Genomic DNA, 17,217 nt, shown 5'->3' on the forward strand with positions numbered 1-17,217 from the left:
GAACTGACCCACCTTTCAGGTCGTGCACCCTCGACCATGCAGGTAGGTCGCGCACTCGGCTGCGGTGAGGCCCCGTCGGACCTTGCCGGCGGCGATCTGCCGCAGCTCCTCCACGTCGAGCGTCCAGACCCGGGCGAGCGTCTCGAACCTCGAGGTGGTGACGAGGTGGCGCCCATCGGGCGAGAAGGCGATCGAGTACACCTCGTAGGGCAAGGGCGGGAGCTCCAGGATCTGGCTGCCCTGTGTCGGGTCCCAGACGATGATCTGGCCGTCGATTCCTGCGGTGGCGATCCGGCTGCCGTCGGGGCTCCAGGCGAGGTCCGCGACGCCGGCGGGGCTGCCTTCGAGCTCGGCCAGCACCTCTGCGGACTCGGCGTCGACGATGATCGAGACCACCGAAGCGGCGGCGATGGCCACCTTCGTGCCGTCCGGCGAGAACTTGGGCGCGAAGCGTTCTCCCTCCGCCAGCACGGTGGTGGTGCCTGTCTCCCACTCCCAGCTCACCGTGTTCCGGTCGTACACCGGTCGATCGGTCGGGCCGCTCGCCACGACGACCGTGCGGCCGTCCGGACTGAAAGCTGGGTCGAAGTACCCGCGTCCATCCTTCAGCCGGGCCAGGACCTCGCCGAAACGCGTGCGGACGGTCAGCTCCTCGTCGCCGCCCACTGCCACGAGCTGCCCGTCCGCGCTGAAGGCCGGCGTCGACTGCCAGGTGCCGCGGCCCGTGGAGAAGAGGTGCTCACCGCTGGCGACGTCCCAGACGGTCACACCGAGATCGGTGGCACCGGTCCCGGCCGTCGACCCGTCCGCGCTGACGGCCAGGCCCTGGGGTGGGGGCGCTCCGTCGGGAGCCCGTAGGTCGGTCGGCTTCTCGAGGTGGGCGATCAGGGCACCGTCGTCGTCCGTGACTCGCAGCGACTCGTCCACGTCGTGGAGGTAGAGGCGACCGCGGGAGTCGAAGGCGGCCCCGGCAGCACCCGGGGGCCCAGCAGGCAGGTTCGCCACCTCGGCGTCGCCGTGCAGCCCGACGTCCCAGACCGTGGCCGCGGTGACGGGGAAGTTGCCGGACAGCAGGCGCTGCCCGTCCGGTGAGAACGCAAGACGCCACACACCGCCCTCGGTCGAGGCACCACTCATCACCATGGACGTCGAGGCGGCGTCCTCGGTGAGCTCATGGACGCGGACCTTGCCGTCCCAGCCCCCGGCGGCCACGCGCGCGGAGTCCGGGGCCCAGGCGATACCGCGCACCCCGGCGCTGGACTCGGCGATGACGTGACGTGGCGCCCCCGTGTCCGCGTCGACGATGCGCACCGTCCCGTCATCGCTGCTCGTGGCGATCCACCGGCCGTCCGGGCTGTAGGCGACCTCTGAGAGATTCGCGACGTGGCCCCGCAGATGGAAGCGGATCCGGCCGGAGCGAACATCGACGACGCGAGCCCGCACGGGGTCCGCGGTCGCGACGGCCAGCGAGGCACCATCGGGGCTCAACGATGTGTCGAACGGGCCGCCGGGGATCTTGATCGTGCGCGTGGTGCGTGGTTTCCACGCGTCGTCGAGGGTGGCGACGCGCACGACACCTTCATCGAACCAGGCCGCGGCAAGACGCGTCGGACCAGTGGTGGAGAAGGACGGACCCCAGACCTGGCCGTCACCCAGGACCTCGGCGAGGAGGTGGTGGTCATCGGGGTCCCAGGCGCGCAGGTCGCCGTCGTCCCCCGCGGTGGCCACCACGTCGCCGGGGCCGAAGGCGACATCGTTGACGTCGATGTCGTGCCCCTCGAACCGCGCAACGGGCTCCCCGGTCACGGCGTCTCTCAGGTCGACGAGCCCGGTCTCCTCCGGCCCCTCGGTCGCGATCAGATCCCCATTCCCGCTCCACGCGACCGCTCCACCGCCGTCCTCGGTCACATAGACGATGCGGGAGGCCCGGACGGCGCCGTGCAGAGCCTCGACCGCTTCTCGCTCCACGTGCCCCGCGCGCGCGAGCTCGGGCGAGGATGCCTCGAGCGCCAGGAGCGCGGCCAGCTCCGGATCGTCGACACGCGCGGCCCGGGATGCCGCCGCAAGCTCGCGCACGACCGCGAGCCTGGCCTGGTCGTCGGCGCGACTGGCTTGGTCGTCAGCCCGTCTGCTCTCGCGGACGGCCAGACCTCCGGCGACGAGGGCCAGGACGAGGACCGCGACCACACCGGCCAGCAGACCCCGGAGCCGGCGGTTGATCTGCGCCTGCTCGCGCACGCGCTCCTCGGCCGTGCGGGACTCCTCGCGAGCTCGGGCCACGGAGGCGTCGAGGAACTGGACTTCGGTGTCGGTGAGGTGGACGTGTGTGGCCTGCCGCCACTCCATCGCCCGAGCCAGCCGCGCGCCACGGTAGAGCTCGCTGTCGGGGCGGCCCATGCCCTGCCATGCGTCGGCGGCCACGGTCAGGTGACGCAGGATCAGCTGCCCCTCGCTGTCGGCGTCCAGCCAGCCACGCAGCCGCGGCCAGGCCCGCGCCAGCGACTCGTGGGCCAGGGCGAGGATCTCGCCGTCGGAGGTGAGCAGCCGCGCGGCCACCAGCGTCTCGACGACCTGCTCGTGCGCCGGGTCCGGGGCGGCGGCCCGCCGCGGCACGGGGCTGCGGGACGGCTCGCCCGTCCCCACCGAGACCACCAGGCGTAGCAGCAGGTCGCGAGCGGTCCCCTGCTCCTCGGGGGTCAGCCCCACGAAGACGTCCTCGGCGGTCTGCGCGACCGCGCCCTGGATGCCCCCGGAAGAGCGGTATCCCTCGACGGTGAGCGTGCCACCCTCTCGTCGTTCCCAGGTCTGGGCCAGCGCGTGGGACAGCAGCGGGAGCGCGCCCGGTTCATCGGCGACCTCGTGGACCAGGATGTCGACCAGTCCGGCCTCCACCAGCAGCCCCGCCTGGCGGGCCGGCCCCTCGACCGCGCTGCGCAGGTCGTCCTCGTCCATCGCGCCCAACAGGTACAGGCCACGCTCCAGCAGCCGCGACAACGGCTTGTGTGCCGAGAGCAGACCCAACCGGTCGGCCCGCAGCGCCAGCACCGTCCCCTGACCGGCATCGGCGCGCGCGGCCAGCGCGTCGAAGAACGCCTCACGCTCGGTGAGGTCCGTGCAGACGGTCACCGCCTCCTCGAGCTGGTCGACCACGAGCACCGAGTCGGCTCGCAGACCCTTGACGTCGGCGAGCGCGGCCATCGGGTGCGGCCCCGGCGTGATCGTGGCCAGGGCTCGCCCGTCGCGGCGCAGCGAGGCCGCGACCCCGGCTCGCACCAGCGATGACTTGCCGCTGCCCGAGGGGCCCACCACCGCCACGATGCCCTGCCGGTCCAGGATCTGCCGACACGTGTCGACCTCGGCGTCGCGCCCGAAGTACTCCTCACTGTCGTCGACGTCGTAGAACAGCAAGCCCCTGTACGGACAGGCCGTCGAGGCCCTGGCCCGTTCCGGGCGCGGCAGCAGATCCGGGTCCTGCCGCAGGATCGCCGCCTCCAGGGCCGCCAGATCCGGACCGGGGTCCAGTCCCAGCTCACCGGTCAGCACCGCACGCGCCCGCTGCAGGGTGGCCAAGGACTCCGCCTGCCGCCCCGCCTGGTACTGCGCCCGGGCCAGCAACGCCCACCGAGACTCCCGGAATGGTTGCTCGGCCACGAGACGGCCTGCCTCGGTCAGCACCTCGCGCCACGCCCCCGCCGCCAGCGACGCCTCGACCCCGAGCTCCTCGGCGTCACGACGCATCTCTTCCCATCGTCGCGCCGCGTCCTCGGCCGGCGCCCAGCCGTCCAGGTCGGCCAGAGCCGCTCCGCGCCACAGCCCCAACGCCTGGCCGACGGTGTAGCGGGCACGCTCGGGCTCCCGCAGCGACAGCAGCTCCCTGCCCCGGCGCACCTGCCGCTCGAACTGGAACGCGTCGACCGCGTCCTCGGAAACGTCCAGCACGTAGCCCTGCCGCGTGGTGCGGATCGCCTCGCTGCCCAACACCTTCCGGATCCGCACCACACACCCCTGCACCACCTTCGACCACGTCGCCGGCGGTTCCTCACCCCACAACGCGTCGGCCAGCCGATCCGCACTGACCACCTCGCGTGGCGTCATCGCCAGGGCCGCCAGCACGACCCGGTCGCGAGGGGTCAACGACCCCCTGTCCCCGTCGACCGCCACCGGCCCCAGGACGTTCACGACCATCCCTTCACGGTTTCGCGGACCGCGGGAGGCGTCAACACCGCCGTTACCCGGCCGTCACCGCCTGAGGCGTGGCCGACACCGTCCTCCGGCATACCTGGAAGCAACTCAGCGACCAGGCACCCGAGCTGGTCCACCGCAAGAGACGGAGAAGACCATGAACCGTCACACCCATCGCAAGTTCACCACCCCCAGCGTCACCCTCGTCGGCATCGCGCTCGTGGTCGCGCTGACCGTCACCCCGCTCGCCGGCGCCGGCGCGGACGGCCCGCTCGATGACTCGTACGACGACCTGTACGGACGGTGCATGAGTGGCGCCCCGCGCACCGCCGACGGCCACGAAGGATGGAGCATGAGCTGCCACCGCAAGGCCGCCGACCAGATGAGACTCAGGGACTGCTTCGAGAACGGGCCCCGGACCGCCGACGCCCGCGATGCCTGGGCCATCCGCTGCGGCGAATGAGCCGCGGAGACCGAAACCGCCTCCGACCTGCAGATTCGCAGGTCAGAGGCGGTCTTTTCGGTCGGGCTGACAGGATTTGAACCTGCGACCCCTTGACCCCCAGTCAAGTGCGCTACCAAGCTGCGCCACAGCCCGATGGCCTTCCGTGGAAGGCCGCGTGAACACTATCGCAGCCTGGCCCCGGAGTCGGAATCGGGTCGCGCCTCGCTACAGCCCCAAGGTCGTGGGGCGGACGTGACGGGTCTCCGCATCCCGGAACACCACGAGGGCCACGAGGCCGGCGATCACGCAGCACACCGCGGCGCCGAGGAAGATCGTCTGCACCTGGGTCAGCCCGGCGTCCCGCAGCAGGGCGGTGTACTCCGCGCACCTGCTGGCCCCGTCCGCGCAGACCTCGCGGGGGCCGGGCAGGCCCCGCTGGGCCGCGTAGAGCCGCGACAGCCCGACGGCCGTCAGCACGCTGATGCCCACGAGCTTGCCGACCGTGCGGGCGGCGACCAGCAGCCCGCTGGCCACTCCGTGCACGGCGTCGTCGCTCGCCGCCAGCAGGGCCGCGTTGACCGGAGCCATCGCCAGCCCGATCCCGGCGCCGGCGGCGAACAGCGGCACCGTGGCCACCGGGCTCTCGAGCGCGGTCACGCCCCACGTGGACATCCAGGCGAACCCGCCGCCCGCCAGCGCCATGCCGAGGGCGGTGACGCCTCCCGCCGCGAACCGCCGGGTCAGCCACCCACCCAGGAACGCACCGACGGGCAGCCCGATCAGGAAGCGGACGAGCACCAGGGCCGCGGTCAGCTGCGTCTCCCCCCGCAGCACGAGCCGCGCGCAGACGGGGATGTCGACCAGCGCTGCGATCAGGCCGGCCCCCACGAAGAAGCTCACGACCAGCGCCCCCCATGCGGGCGTCGCCGAGAGCGTGCCGACCGGCAGCAGCGGATGGGGCACCGACCGGCTCCGGCGCCAGAAGGCGGTCAGCGCCAGCGCGCTCGCCACGAGCAACCACGGACCGCCCGGGGCCAGTACCCCCTCACGGGCGTCGGCCGTGCCGAACGCCAGGATGACCCCGCCGAGTCCGACCGTGAGGAGCGACGCCCCCAGCACGTCGACCTGCGCCAGCACCCGGCCCCACGCACGCAGGTCGAGCAGCGGGTCCCGGGCCCACACACAGCGTGCGACCAGCAGCAGCACCGCGACCGCCGCGGCGAGCGCCAGCGGCGAGGTCCAGCGGCCTCCGCCGACCAGCGGCGTGAAGGCGGCCCCGAGCAGCAGGTCCTCGCGCAACCGTCCCGGCTGGCGCATGACCAGCAGGACGGCAGCCACCGCGACCACGGCCAGCGACCAGCCGAGCCAGTCGGGGCGGCCGAGTGACGGGACCGGGTGCCCCTCGGTCCGCGCCCGGTGCCGCAGCAACGCAGCCAGCGCCAGCCCGGCAGCGAGGTTGATGAGGAAGATGTCGCGCCAGGACCCGACCGCCAGGACGGCCGCCCCGTAGAGCGGACCCACCACGTTGCCGAACTCCTGGACCGCGCCGACGACCCCCAGCGGGATCCCCCGGTCACGGGGCGGATAGAGGTCCGCGACCAGGGCCAGGGTGGCGGGCAGCAGGCCTCCGGCGCCGAGGCCCTGCAGCACGCGACCGGTCACCACGAACGTCAGGTCGTAGGCAGCCGCAGTCACCAGTGAGCCCAGCGAGAAGAGCACCAGCGAGCCGACCAGTACCGGGATGCGACCCCGCAGGTCGGAGAGCCGCCCCGCCAGCGGCAGCACCGCGACGTACCCGAGCAGGAACCCGGAGATGATCGGGGCTCCCCGCTGCAGGTCCTCCCCCGACAGCCCCGATGCCGCCATCATCTCCGGCAGCGCGAGCACCACGACGTAGGTGTCGGCCGCCGCGAACGCCACCGCGAGCGCAGCCAGCCCGAGCAGCAGCTTCGTGCCGCCGGCGCCCGGGCGGCGGCGACGGCTGCTGACCCAGGCCGGGACTGCCATGGGTCGATCCCACCGTGCCCCGAAGCCCGTCGACACGGGCCAAGGTCGGCAGCACCGGGCCGGTCAGCCCCCGGCTCGTCTCGTGGCTGCCTGGGGTGCCGGCTAGCGCTTGCGCTTCTCCCGCGGCCGCTGCTGGATCACGATCGGCGTGCCCACGAAGCCGAACTCCTCGCGCAGCCGGCGCTCGACGAAGCGCAGGTACGACGCCTCGAGCTTGCCGCTGGTGAAGAGTACGAACGTGGGCGGCGAGGTCGACGGCTGGGTGCCGAACAGGATCTTCGGCTGCTTCCCGCCACGCACCGGGTGGGGGTGCTCGGCGACGAGACGGCCGAGGAAGGAGTTCAGCGCGCCGGTCGGCACGCGGGTCTCCCAGCCCTCCAGCGCCTTGTCGAGCGCCGGCACCAGCCGGTCGACGTGCCAGCCGGTGCGGGCGGTGATGTTGATCCGTGGTGCCCACTGCACCTGGACCAGCTCCCGCTCGACCTCGCGCTCGAGGTAGTAGCGGCGCTCCTCGTCGACGAGGTCCCACTTGTTGAAGGCGATGACGAGGGCACGGCCCGCCTCCCGGATCGTCTGGAGGATCCGGATGTCCTGCTCGGAGATCGACAGGTCCGCGTCGACGACCAGAACGGCCACCTCCGCGCGGTCGATCGCGGTCGACGTCCGCAGCGAGGCGTAGTACTCGTGGCCCGACGCCTCCTTGACCCGTTTGCGGATGCCGGCGGTGTCGATGAAGCGCCACGTGCGGCCGCCGAGCTCGACGAGCTCGTCGACCGGGTCCACGGTGGTGCCGGCGACGTTGTCGACGACGACCCGGTCCTCGCCGGCCAGCTTGTTGAGCAGCGAGGACTTGCCGACGTTCGGCTTGCCGACGATCGCCACCCGGCGCGGGCCGCCGACCTCGCCGAGCCGCTCCGGCGGTGGCTCCGGCAGCGCCGCGAGCACCGCGTCCAGCATGTCGCCCGAGCCCCGGCCGTGCAGCGCGGAGACCGGGAACGGCTCGCCCAGCCCGAGGTTCCACAGGCCGTAGGCCTCCGCCTCGGTGCGCATGTCGTCGACCTTGTTGGCCGCGAGGACGACCGGCTTCTTGGAGCGGCGCAGGATCTTCACGACGGCCTCGTCGGCGTCGGTGATGCCGACCGTCGCGTCGACCACGAACAGCACCGCGTCGGCGAGCCCGACGGCGATCTCGGCCTGGGCCGCGATCCGCTCCGCCAGCCCGCGGGCGTCGGGGTCCCAGCCACCGGTGTCGACGACGGTGAAGGCGCGGCCGTTCCAGGTCGCGTCGTAGGAGACCCGGTCCCGGGTGACACCCGGCACGTCCTCGACGACGGCCTCGCGGCGGCCGATGATGCGGTTGACCAGCGTCGACTTGCCGACGTTCGGCCGGCCGACGACGGCGAGGACCGGCACGGGGCCGGACAGGTGCTCGTTCTCGTCGTCGACGGCGTCGTAGTCGTCGGGGCCGGTCAGGGGCTCGGGGTGCCCGTCGTTCATGGTGCTCCTTGCTCGGTGACGCCGGTGGCGGGGTCGGGTTCGACCTCCGTGGCGGGAAGTGGACCGGGCAGGCTGCGGCCGGTGGTGGCCAGCGCCTGCTCCAGATGGGTCCTCAGGTGCTCCCGCAACAACAGCGAGGCACGGTCGAGTTGTTCCCGGGTGCGGGGCCAGGGCACCGGCTCCAGCACCTCGGGTGGTCCGAAGACCAGGTCGATGCGGCTGCCGCGGGCCGGCCACTCGTCGGTGTGCCCGCCGGGACGGCGGGTCCCCAGCATCGCGACGGGGACCACCGGCGCGCCGGTGACCATGCCGAAGTACGCCGCGCCGCGGTGGAAGCGCTCGACGTCGCCGCCGCCGCGCCGCCCCTCGGGGAAGATCCCGATGGTGCGCCCCTCGCGCAGCACCCGCAGGCAGGTCTTCACCGCGCGAGGGTCGGGGTTGAACCGGTCCAGCGGCACCTGGCCGCTGAAGTGGAGGAAGCGGCCCATCCCGCCGCTGAACATCTCCACCTTGGTCAGCGAGTGCACCGGACGCGGCGCGAAGATCGTGAGGATCGGACCGTCGGCGATGCCGATGTGGTTGGAGGCGAAGATCACGGGACCGGTGCCGGGCACGTGCTCGGCACCGTGGACCTCGACCTCCCACCGCTGACGGAGTACCCGGCGCGCGAGCGGCCGCAGCGGCTCCAGCAGGAACCGCGGCGGGTGCGGCGCGGTGTCGCTGCGCGGGGGCGCCGCGTGGTGCAGCCCAGGGGCGGGTGGCGGGGCGGGTGGCGGGGCGGGGGTCACGCGGACTCCCCCACCGCCTCGACCAGCGCCACGACCTGGTCGATCACCTCGTCGAGGGTGTACGCCGTGGTGTCGATGTGTGCGGCCCCGTCGGCCATGACGAGCGGGGCGGTGGTCCGGCCCGAGTCGATCTTGTCGCGCGCCAGCAGCGACTGCTGGGTGGCGGCGACGTCGGTGCCGCCCTCCTCGGCGGCACGCCGCAGCGCCCGCGCCTCGGGGTCCGCGGTCAGGTAGACCTTGACCGCGGCGTCCGGGGCCACGACCGAGCCGATGTCGCGGCCCTCGACCACGATCCCGCCGGCGTCGATGACGCTGCGCTGCAGCTCGAGGAGCCGCTGCCGGACCGCAGGCACGGCGCTGACCGGCGAGACCGCACCGTTCACCTCGTCGGTGCGGATCGCGAGGCCGACGTCGGTGCCGTCGACGATGATCGACGGGCCGGTCGGGTCGGTGCCCGAGAGGATCTCGGGCTCGTCCACCCGCGCCGCGACCGCGTCGGCGTCGTGGACGTCGACCCCCTGCCGCAGCATCCACCACGTCATCGCGCGGAACATCGCCCCCGTGTCGAGGTAGCGCAGCCCGAGCCGGACCGCCACCCCGCGCGACGTGCTGGACTTGCCCGAGCCGGACGGGCCGTCGACGGCGACGACGATGTCCTCGGGGATGCGGCTCACGGGTGACCTGCCTTCTGGTGCTGCGTACAACGGGCAGGCCGCAGCCTACCGGTGGGTCACCCAGCCGCGGGACTCCAGCGAGGCGAGCAGGTGCTCGGCCCGCGACTCCGCGACCAGGAGCTCGACGAGCCCGACCGGTCGGCCGGGGTCGTGGTCGATGTGGACGTCCTCGATGTTGACGTCGCTTTCCCCCGCGTCGGCGAACAGCCGCGCGAGCTCGCCCGGGTGGTCGGGGACGCTGACGTAGACCGACCGCGTGGGCGCCAGCGGCCCGCCGTGCTTGCCGGGGATGGCGCGGGTGCCGGCGACGCCCCGCTCGAGCAGCCGCCCGAGCTCGTCGCGCCCACCGGTCCGCACGGCGTCGATCATCGCCTCGAGCTCGCCCCGGACCTCCTCCAGCAGGGCGGCGACCGCCTCGGCGTTGGCGCCGACGATCTGCTGCCACATGGCCGGGTCGCTGGCGGCCACGCGGGTGACGTCGCGAACACCCTGCCCGGCGAGGGTGAGGTGCTCGGCCGGGGCCTCCGCCAGCCGGCTCGCCACCAGCGCCGCGAGCAGGTGGGGCAGGTGCGAGATCCGGGCGACCGCCTCGTCGTGGTCTCGCGGGGTCAGCCTGACGGCCACCGCGCCGCACAGCCCGGCCAGCTCCTCCACCAGCGCGACCGCCTCCTCGGAGGAGCCCTCGTGGGGGGTCACTGCCCAGGGCCGGCCGTCGAAGAGGTTGGCGCTGGCCGCGAGCGGCCCGGAGCGCTCGCTGCCCGCCATCGGGTGCCCCCCGGCGTACCGGCCTGCCAGGTCGGGTGCGTTCGCTACAACAGCGCGGTGCGGCAGCTCCTTGACCGAGCCGACGTCGGTCACGACGGCGTCGCCGTCCCTCAGCGCAGCCAGGACGGCCTCGGCGAGGTGGTCCGGCGGCACCGCCACCACGACGAGCTGCGGCCGGTCGGAGTACACACGGGCGCGGCCGGCGCCCAGGCCGCTGGCGGTCCGGACGTGCTCGGGCGAGATGTCGCTGAGCAGCACCTCGAGGCCGGCACGCCGGCATGCCAGGGCGACGGACGTGCCGAGCAGCCCGGTCCCGACGACCTCGACAGGCCCGGTCAGCATCCCCACGGCCACTCCTCGGTTCGGCTCGGTCGGCAGACAGATCGGCGGGTCGGCCGCCTCACCGGCAGCCGACCCGCCAACCCTAGAGCCCGCAGGGCCAGGTCATTCGAGCAGTGTCACTCGAGCCTCACTCGAGCGTCACTTGACCCGGGCGAACTCCCCGGTCCGCACCCTCTCCTTGTGACCCCGGATCTCGTTGCGGACCACGCGGGCCAGGATGTAGAGACCGGCCACGTTGGCGATCGACATCATGAAGATCATCGCGTCGGAGAAGCCGATGACCGGCTCCAGCGACAGCGAGGCGCCGATGATGACGAACAGGCAGAAGATCACCTTGAAGACCAGCTCCGCGGTGGCGCTGTCGCCGAACAGGTAGCCGGTGGCCTTCATGCCGTAGTACGACCACGAGATCATCGTCGAGAAGGCGAAGAGGATCACGGCGACGGCCAGCACGTTGGGGAACCACGGCAGCACCGACTCGAACGCGCGCGAGGTCAGCCCCACGCCGCCGAGCTCGGACGCGTCCGGGTCGTCCCACGCGCCGGTGATGACGATCGCCAGGGCGGTCATCGTGCAGATGATGATCGTGTCGATGAGCGGCTCGAGCAGTGCGACATGGCCCTCGGTCGCGGGCTCGTTCGTCTTCACCGCCGAGTGCGCGATCGACGCCGACCCGATACCGGCCTCGTTGGAGAACGCGGCGCGCTGGAAGCCGACCATCAGCACGCCGAGGAAGCCGCCGCCGATGCTCTCGGGGCTGAAGGCGCCGGTGACGATGTCCCCGAAGGCGCCGGGCACCTGGTCGAAGCTGACGAAGATGATGATGAGGCACGCGAGGACGTAGATGGCCGCCATGAACGGCACGACCTTCTCGGTGACCCGGGCGATGCTCTTGATCCCGCCGATGATCACGGCGGCCACGATCACCGCGAAGGCGAGCCCGATGACCCAGTTGAGGCCGGCGAAGGGGCTGTCCTCGCCGCCGGTCACGCCGACGATCTGCGCGGTGGCCTGGTTGGCCTGGAACATGTTGCCGCCGCCGAGCGAGCCGCCGATGCAGCAGATGGCGAAGAACGCAGCGAGGAACCGGCCGAGCCCCTGGCTGCCGGTGACCCGGGAGACGCCGTCGCGCAGGTAGTACATGGGGCCGCCGGACACCGAGCCGTCGGCGTGCTCGTGGCGGTACTTCACGCCCAGCGTGCACTCGGCCATCTTGGCCGCCATGCCGAAGAAGCCGGCGACGATCATCCAGAAGGTCGCCCCGGGGCCGCCGATGGAGATCGCGACGGCCACGCCGGCGATGTTGCCGAGGCCGACCGTGCCCGAGACCGCTGTGGCCAGCGCCTGGAAGTGCGACACCTCGCCGGCGTCCTCGGGCCTGGAGTAGCGGCCGCGCACGAGATTGACGGCGTGCTTGAGGCCGTTGACCTGCGGCAGGCCGAGCCAGACGGTGAAGAAGATCGCGCCGGCGATCAGCCAGAGCACGATCAGGGAGACGTCGGCCCCGTTGATGTTCACGGAGTAGAAGACGACGCTGACGATCCAGTCGGAGATGGGGCCGAAGTAGTCGCTGATGGTCTCGTCGATGCTCGCCATCGGGAGCAGGCTCAGCAGGGCGCTCATCACGGCACCACCGTCACCGGGACGGGCGCGTGCAGCACCATCTGCGAGGGCAGGCTGCCGAAGAAGGCGCGCCGCATCCGGCTGTCACCGGTCCTCCCGAGCACGATGTGCTCGCTCCCCCGTTCCTGGACCATGGCGATGAGCGTGTCGACGGGGTCGCCGTGGCGCACGACGGTGTCGACATCCACGCCGGTCTCCCGCGCCAGCGCGGCCAGCGGCTCGATGATCTGCTCCGTGGCGGCCTTGAGCTCGGCCTCCCGTCGCTCGTGACGGTGCTCGTTCTCGTCGGGGGTGTTGAAGGAGTACGGGGACCACGGGATGACGTGGACGATCACCACACTGCGGTGAAGCTGCTGGGCGCGCAGGGTGGCGAACTCCACCGCCCGTCTTGAGTGTTCACTTCGGTCGACGCCGACCAGGATCTCTGACACGGGCCACCTCACTGGGGGGACGGGGACACGTCGATCCCGAGCCTAGAGCCTTGACGTGACCTGCGTCACGTGCAGCCCGTCCGGTTACCGGACACGGCGTACGACTGGCGGGACGGGCGAGACCCTACAGCTTCGCGACGTCGAGCAGCTCGCCCAGCTCGTCGAGCGTCAGGTCGCGTAGCTCGCCGCTCCTGAGCCCGCCGAGCTGCACGGGCCCGATCGCGGTCCGCGTCAGGCGCAGCACGGGGTGCCCCACGTGGTCGAGCAGGCGCCGCACGATCCGGTTGCGGCCCTCGTGGATCACGAGCTCGACGATCGTCCGGCCGGGTCCGTGGGTGACGATCCGCGCGGTGGACACCGCGACCGGTCCGTCCTCCAGGGTGACGCCCTCCTGCAGCCGACCGAGGGTGGCCCGGATGACGTCTCCCTCGACCTCGGCGACGTACGTCTTGTCCACCTCGTACGACGGGTGCGCCATGCGGTGGGCGAAGTCGCCGTCGTTGGTGAGCAGGATGAGGCCGGAGGTGTCGGTGTCCAGCCGGCCCACGTGGAAGAGCCGCTCGGGGCGGTCTGCCACGAGGTCCTGCAAGGTGCGGCGCCCTTCCGGGTCCGACATCGTCGAGACCACCCCGCGGGGCTTGTTCAGGACCAGGTAGACGTGCGGCGAGATGCCCGGGAGCCGCTTGCCGTCCACGCGGACGACCGCGGTGCGGGGGTCGATCTTGGTGCCGAGACGGGTGACGACCTCGCCGTCCACCGTGACCAGCCCGTCGAGCATCAGCTCCTCGCACTTGCGTCGCGAGGCGACGCCGGACTGGGCGAGGTACTTCTGGAGCCGGACCAGGCCCTCGTCGTCGGCGCCGGGGACGGAGCCGGGTACGTCGCTCACTCGCCGCCCTCGCCCTGCTCGGAGGCCTGCTCCGGGGCCTGCTCCGGGGCCTGCTCAGGAGTCTGCTCAGGAGTCTGCTCAGGAGTCTGCGCGGCAGCTGCGGCAGCCACCTGGGCGAGCTCGTCCTCCATGTCGGCCATGTCGGGCAGGTAGGGCGCGAGCTCGGGCAGCTCGTCGAGGGAGGTGACGCCGATGCGCTCGAGGAAGTAGCCGGTGGTCCGGTAGAGGTGGGCGCCCGACGACTCGTCGGTCCCACACTCCTCGACGAGACCCCGGGTCAGCAGCGTGCGCATGACGCCGTCGACGTTGACGCCGCGAATGGCCGACACCCGCGCCCGCGAGACGGGCTGCTTGTAGGCGACCACCGCGAGGGTCTCCAGCGCGGCCTGCGTCAGCCGCGCCTGCTGGCCCTCGAGCACGAACTGCTCCACGACCGGCGCGTAGGCCTCGCGGGTGTAGAACCGCCAGCCGCCGGCGACGTTGCGCAGCTCGAAGCCCCGGTCCTGCTCGGTGTACTCGGCGGCCAGGGCCTCCAGCGCGGCCGCCACCTCGTCACTGGGGTGGCCCACGGCCGATGCCATGGTGGCGACGTCCATCGGCTGGTCCGCCACCATCAGCAGCGCCTCCAGGGACGGGCGCAGCGCCGCGACCGGGACGGCCAGCGTCTCCTCGCTCACGTGTCCTCTTCCTGCTCCGGGTTGTCCTGCTCCGGGTTGTCCTGCTCCGGGTTGTCCTGCTCCGGGTCCGACGCGGGCGCCTCGGCCGGCGCCCCCTCGAACTCGTCGATCTCGAACTCGTCCTCGTCGCTGCCGGTCCAGCGGACCGTCAGCTCCCCGAGCGGGCTGACCTGGTCGAAGGCCACGGCCCCCTCGCGGAACAGCTCCAGCAGGGAGAGGAAGCGCGCCACCGTCGTCAGCGTGTCGGGCGAGTCGCGGCACAGAGCGCGGAAGGTCAGTGTGCCTCCCCGGCGCAGCCGCTCCATCACCAGGGTCGCCTGCTCGCGGACGCTCACCTTGGCGGCGTGGATGTGCTGCAGGCTCACCTCGAGGACCGGCTTGGGCTCCATCGCCTTCGCCGCGAGCGCCGCGAACTGCTCGAGGCCGATCCCGATCAGCACCTCCGGCAGCAGCGTGGCGAAGCGCTCCTCGAGCCCGACCGCGCGCGGGTGCCGTCGAGACTCCCCGTCGAGCCGCTGCTCGAGAACCGCGGCGACCTGCTTGAACGCCTTGTACTGCAGCAGCCGCGCGAACAGCAGGTCGCGCGCCTCGAGCAGGGCGAGGTCCTCCTCGTCCTCCACGTCGCCCTGCGGCAGCAGCCGGGCCGCCTTGAGGTCGAGCAGGGTCGAGGCGACGAGCAGGAACGACGTCGTCTGCTCGAGGTCCCAGCTCGGGCCCGCCGCCTTGACGTGGGCGATGAACTCGTCGGTGACCTTGGACAGCGCGACCTCGGTGATGTCGAGCTTGTGCTTGGCGATGAGGTTGAGCAGCAGGTCGAAGGGGCCCTCGAAGTTGTCGAGGCGCACCGCGAAGCCGCCGGCGGCGGCCGCCTGGGCCTCGGCGCCGGCAGCAGTGTCGGCGGGCGCCTCGGCCTCGGTCACGCTCACTCCTCGGACAGGCGCCGGACGAGCACGCTGTCGTCGCCGTTGGCCTCGTAGTCGGCCAGCACCAGCGCCACGGCCTCTCGCACGAGGCGGCCACGGTCGACCGCGAGGCCGTGGGTACGACGCAGCGAGAGTCGCGCGTGCTCGAGGTCGAGCAGCTCCTCGGACGTGATGTAGACAGTCATCTTCTCGTCGTGGCGGACCCGGCCGCTGGGGCGCTTCTTCGCGGACGCCCCGGCACCGCGCGTCTCCGCAACGGGCTCGGCTGCGGGGGTCGGCTGGTCGGGCACGGCCCGGACGCGCGCCTGGTCGCTCTCCGCGGTCCTGCGGAACAGGTCGTCCGCGGCCGGCATGCTCACCCGTCGAGGCACCGTGCCAGCACCTCCTTGGCGAGCTGCCGATAGGCGTCGGCGCCGGTGGAGCTCGAGGCGTACGTCGTGATCGGCTCGCCCGCGACGGTCGAGTCGGAGAACTTCACGGTGCGGCGGATGACCGTGTGGAAGACCAGGTCGCCCCACGCCTGCACCAGCCGCTCCATGACCTCGCGGCCGTGCAGCGTGCGGCCGTCGTACATCGTGCCGAGCACGCCGTCGATCTCGAGCTTGGGGTTGAGCCGCTCGCGAACCTTGTCGATCGTGGTCTTGAGCAGCGCCACGCCACGCAGCGCGAAGTACTCGCACTCGAGGGGCACGATCACGCCGTCGGACGCGGTGAGCGCGTTGACCGTCAGCAGGCCCAGCGATGGCTGGCAGTCGATGAGGATGACGTCGTACTGGTCGATCGCCGGCTTCAGCACGCGCTGGAGCGTCTGCTCGCGGGCAACCTCGTGCACGAGCTGCACCTCGGCGGCCGACAGGTCGATGTTGGAGGGCAGCAGGTCCATCCCGGGCACCCCGGACGGCACCACGACGTCCTCGAGGTCGACGTCGCGCTCCATGAGCAGGTTGTAGACCGTCAGCTCCATGTCGTGCGGGTTGAGCCCGAGGCCCACCGACAGCGAGCCCTGCGGGTCGAAGTCGACGAGCAGGACCTTGCGGCCGTACTCCGCCAGCGACGCGCCGAGGTTGATGGTCGTCGTGGTCTTGCCGACGCCACCCTTCTGGTTGCACATCGAGATGACGCGGGCGCTGCCGTGCTCGCTGACCGGTCGCGGCTCGGGCAGCTCGGGGAACGGGCGGCCGGTCGGGCCCAGGGCGGGACCGGCGTCGGTCAGCGTGGCACTGCCACCCCCGCTTCCGCTGCCGGTGTCGATCGGGGCCGCGTCACGCTCGAACGGGATGGCTTCGCTCACGAGTCCTTCGTTTCCGGGGGAAGAGGGTGCGACCGGCGGCCGCACCAGTGGCGGCATCTCCTGGGCGCTGCTGCCGGCCTGGCCTGCCACTCCCGGGAAGAACCCGCCACCGCTCATGCGCCGCACCTCGCTCTTTGTCGACTCGGCGACTTGTGTCCGAGCCCGCGGGCGACCTTAGACCGCCCGTCGGAGTGCGAACAACACGAACGCCGAAAACCCCGGTCTGCACGGGAAATCTGTGCACTACCTGTGTAACCCACCCCGGTCCCGTGCACAGGGAGGACGCGCCCTGTGCACTGAGTTGTGGATTCCGGGGGGCGCCCGGTCCGGACCGGGCGCCGCTCAGTCCCGGGCGGTGCTGGCGGGCTGCCCGTAGACCAGCGGCCGGTACTCCTCGTGGGAGCCGATCCAGCCCTTCACGAAGGGGCACAGCGGCAGCACCTGGCGGGTGCCGGCCTCCCTGACGTCGTCGAGCGCGAACCGCACGATCGCGGAGCCGACGCCCATCCCCTCGCACTCGTCGGCGACCTCGGTGTGGGTGAAGACGACGAGCCGGTCGGTCAGCTGGTACTCCGCGAAACCCACCTCGGTGCCGTCGAGCCTGGCGACGTAGCGGTGCCGGTCGGACTCGTGGGTCACGGAGATGTCGGACATGAGCGCGATCGTACGGGGCGCGGCGGAGG

15 protein-coding genes and 1 tRNA gene are annotated in these 17,217 nt (G+C 72.2%); 1 reads left to right on the forward strand and 15 read right to left on the reverse strand.

The window, feature by feature from the left end:
• Positions 1-15: 15 nt before the first annotated feature.
• Positions 16-4,185 (reverse strand): BTAD domain-containing putative transcriptional regulator, encoded by a 4,170-nt coding sequence (locus tag ACFP2E_RS02015; protein ID WP_378521957.1) that lies wholly within the window; start codon positions 4,183-4,185, stop codon positions 16-18.
• A gap of 154 nt (positions 4,186-4,339) precedes the next feature.
• On the opposite strand from ACFP2E_RS02015, the gene ACFP2E_RS02020 reads away from it, so the two are divergent.
• A complete protein-coding gene (locus ACFP2E_RS02020) occupies positions 4,340-4,645 on the forward strand; it encodes a hypothetical protein (protein ID WP_378521958.1) in 306 nt (101 codons plus the stop codon).
• Between the two features lie 61 nt (positions 4,646-4,706).
• Here ACFP2E_RS02020 and ACFP2E_RS02025 read toward each other — a convergent pair.
• The 14 genes from ACFP2E_RS02025 to ACFP2E_RS02090 all read right to left on the reverse strand — a co-directional run bounded on the left by ACFP2E_RS02025 (position 4,707) and on the right by ACFP2E_RS02090 (position 17,188).
• A tRNA-Pro gene (locus ACFP2E_RS02025) sits at positions 4,707-4,780 on the reverse strand.
• A gap of 72 nt (positions 4,781-4,852) precedes the next feature.
• Positions 4,853-6,634, reverse strand: coding sequence for an MFS transporter (locus tag ACFP2E_RS02030; protein ID WP_378521959.1), 1,782 nt, complete (start codon positions 6,632-6,634; stop codon positions 4,853-4,855).
• Between the two features lie 102 nt (positions 6,635-6,736).
• Entirely contained in the window at positions 6,737-8,131 is a 1,395-nt protein-coding gene (gene der, locus ACFP2E_RS02035) for a ribosome biogenesis GTPase Der (protein ID WP_378521960.1), read from the reverse strand.
• A complete protein-coding gene (locus tag ACFP2E_RS02040; RefSeq protein WP_378521961.1) occupies positions 8,128-8,919 on the reverse strand; it encodes a lysophospholipid acyltransferase family protein in 792 nt (263 codons plus the stop codon). The genes der and ACFP2E_RS02040 overlap by 4 nt, the downstream gene beginning before the upstream one ends.
• Positions 8,916-9,593: a (d)CMP kinase gene (gene cmk, locus ACFP2E_RS02045; RefSeq protein WP_378521962.1), complete on the reverse strand. Its 678-nt coding sequence runs from the start codon at positions 9,591-9,593 to the stop codon at positions 8,916-8,918. Before cmk ends, ACFP2E_RS02040 begins: the two co-directional genes overlap by 4 nt.
• 45 nt (positions 9,594-9,638) lie before the next feature.
• Positions 9,639-10,700, reverse strand: a complete 1,062-nt coding sequence (locus ACFP2E_RS02050; protein WP_378522010.1) for a prephenate dehydrogenase — start codon at positions 10,698-10,700, stop codon at positions 9,639-9,641.
• Positions 10,701-10,838: 138 nt separating this feature from the next.
• Complete coding sequence (locus ACFP2E_RS02055) at positions 10,839-12,323, reverse strand: alanine/glycine:cation symporter family protein (protein WP_378521963.1); 1,485 nt, start codon at positions 12,321-12,323, stop codon at positions 10,839-10,841.
• Entirely contained in the window at positions 12,323-12,754 is a 432-nt protein-coding gene (locus ACFP2E_RS02060) for a universal stress protein (RefSeq protein WP_378521964.1), read from the reverse strand. The genes ACFP2E_RS02055 and ACFP2E_RS02060 overlap by 1 nt, the downstream gene beginning before the upstream one ends.
• 124 nt (positions 12,755-12,878) lie before the next feature.
• Positions 12,879-13,643, reverse strand: coding sequence for a pseudouridine synthase (locus tag ACFP2E_RS02065; protein ID WP_378521965.1), 765 nt, complete (start codon positions 13,641-13,643; stop codon positions 12,879-12,881).
• On the reverse strand, positions 13,640-14,257 hold the full coding sequence (gene scpB, locus ACFP2E_RS02070; RefSeq protein WP_378522011.1) for an SMC-Scp complex subunit ScpB: 618 nt from the start codon (positions 14,255-14,257) through the stop codon (positions 13,640-13,642). Before scpB ends, ACFP2E_RS02065 begins: the two co-directional genes overlap by 4 nt.
• A gap of 59 nt (positions 14,258-14,316) precedes the next feature.
• Positions 14,317-15,240 (reverse strand): segregation and condensation protein A, encoded by a 924-nt coding sequence (locus tag ACFP2E_RS02075; protein WP_378521966.1) that lies wholly within the window; start codon positions 15,238-15,240, stop codon positions 14,317-14,319.
• A 2-nt stretch (positions 15,241-15,242) separates the two neighbouring features.
• The gene (locus tag ACFP2E_RS02080) at positions 15,243-15,596 is read right to left on the reverse strand and encodes a hypothetical protein (protein WP_378521967.1); all 354 of its coding nucleotides are present in this window, start codon (positions 15,594-15,596) and stop codon (positions 15,243-15,245) included.
• Positions 15,597-15,598: 2 nt separating this feature from the next.
• Complete coding sequence (locus ACFP2E_RS02085) at positions 15,599-16,651, reverse strand: ParA family protein (protein WP_378521968.1); 1,053 nt, start codon at positions 16,649-16,651, stop codon at positions 15,599-15,601.
• Between the two features lie 225 nt (positions 16,652-16,876).
• Positions 16,877-17,188 carry a GNAT family N-acetyltransferase gene (locus ACFP2E_RS02090; protein WP_378521969.1) on the reverse strand — a complete coding sequence of 104 codons (312 nt, stop codon included), beginning with the start codon at positions 17,186-17,188 and terminating at the stop codon, positions 16,877-16,879.
• Positions 17,189-17,217 lie beyond the last annotated feature (29 nt).

The sequence above is a fragment of the Nocardioides sp. GCM10027114 genome, assembly GCF_042659625.1.
Taxonomy (GTDB): Bacteria; Actinomycetota; Actinomycetes; order Propionibacteriales; family Nocardioidaceae; genus Nocardioides.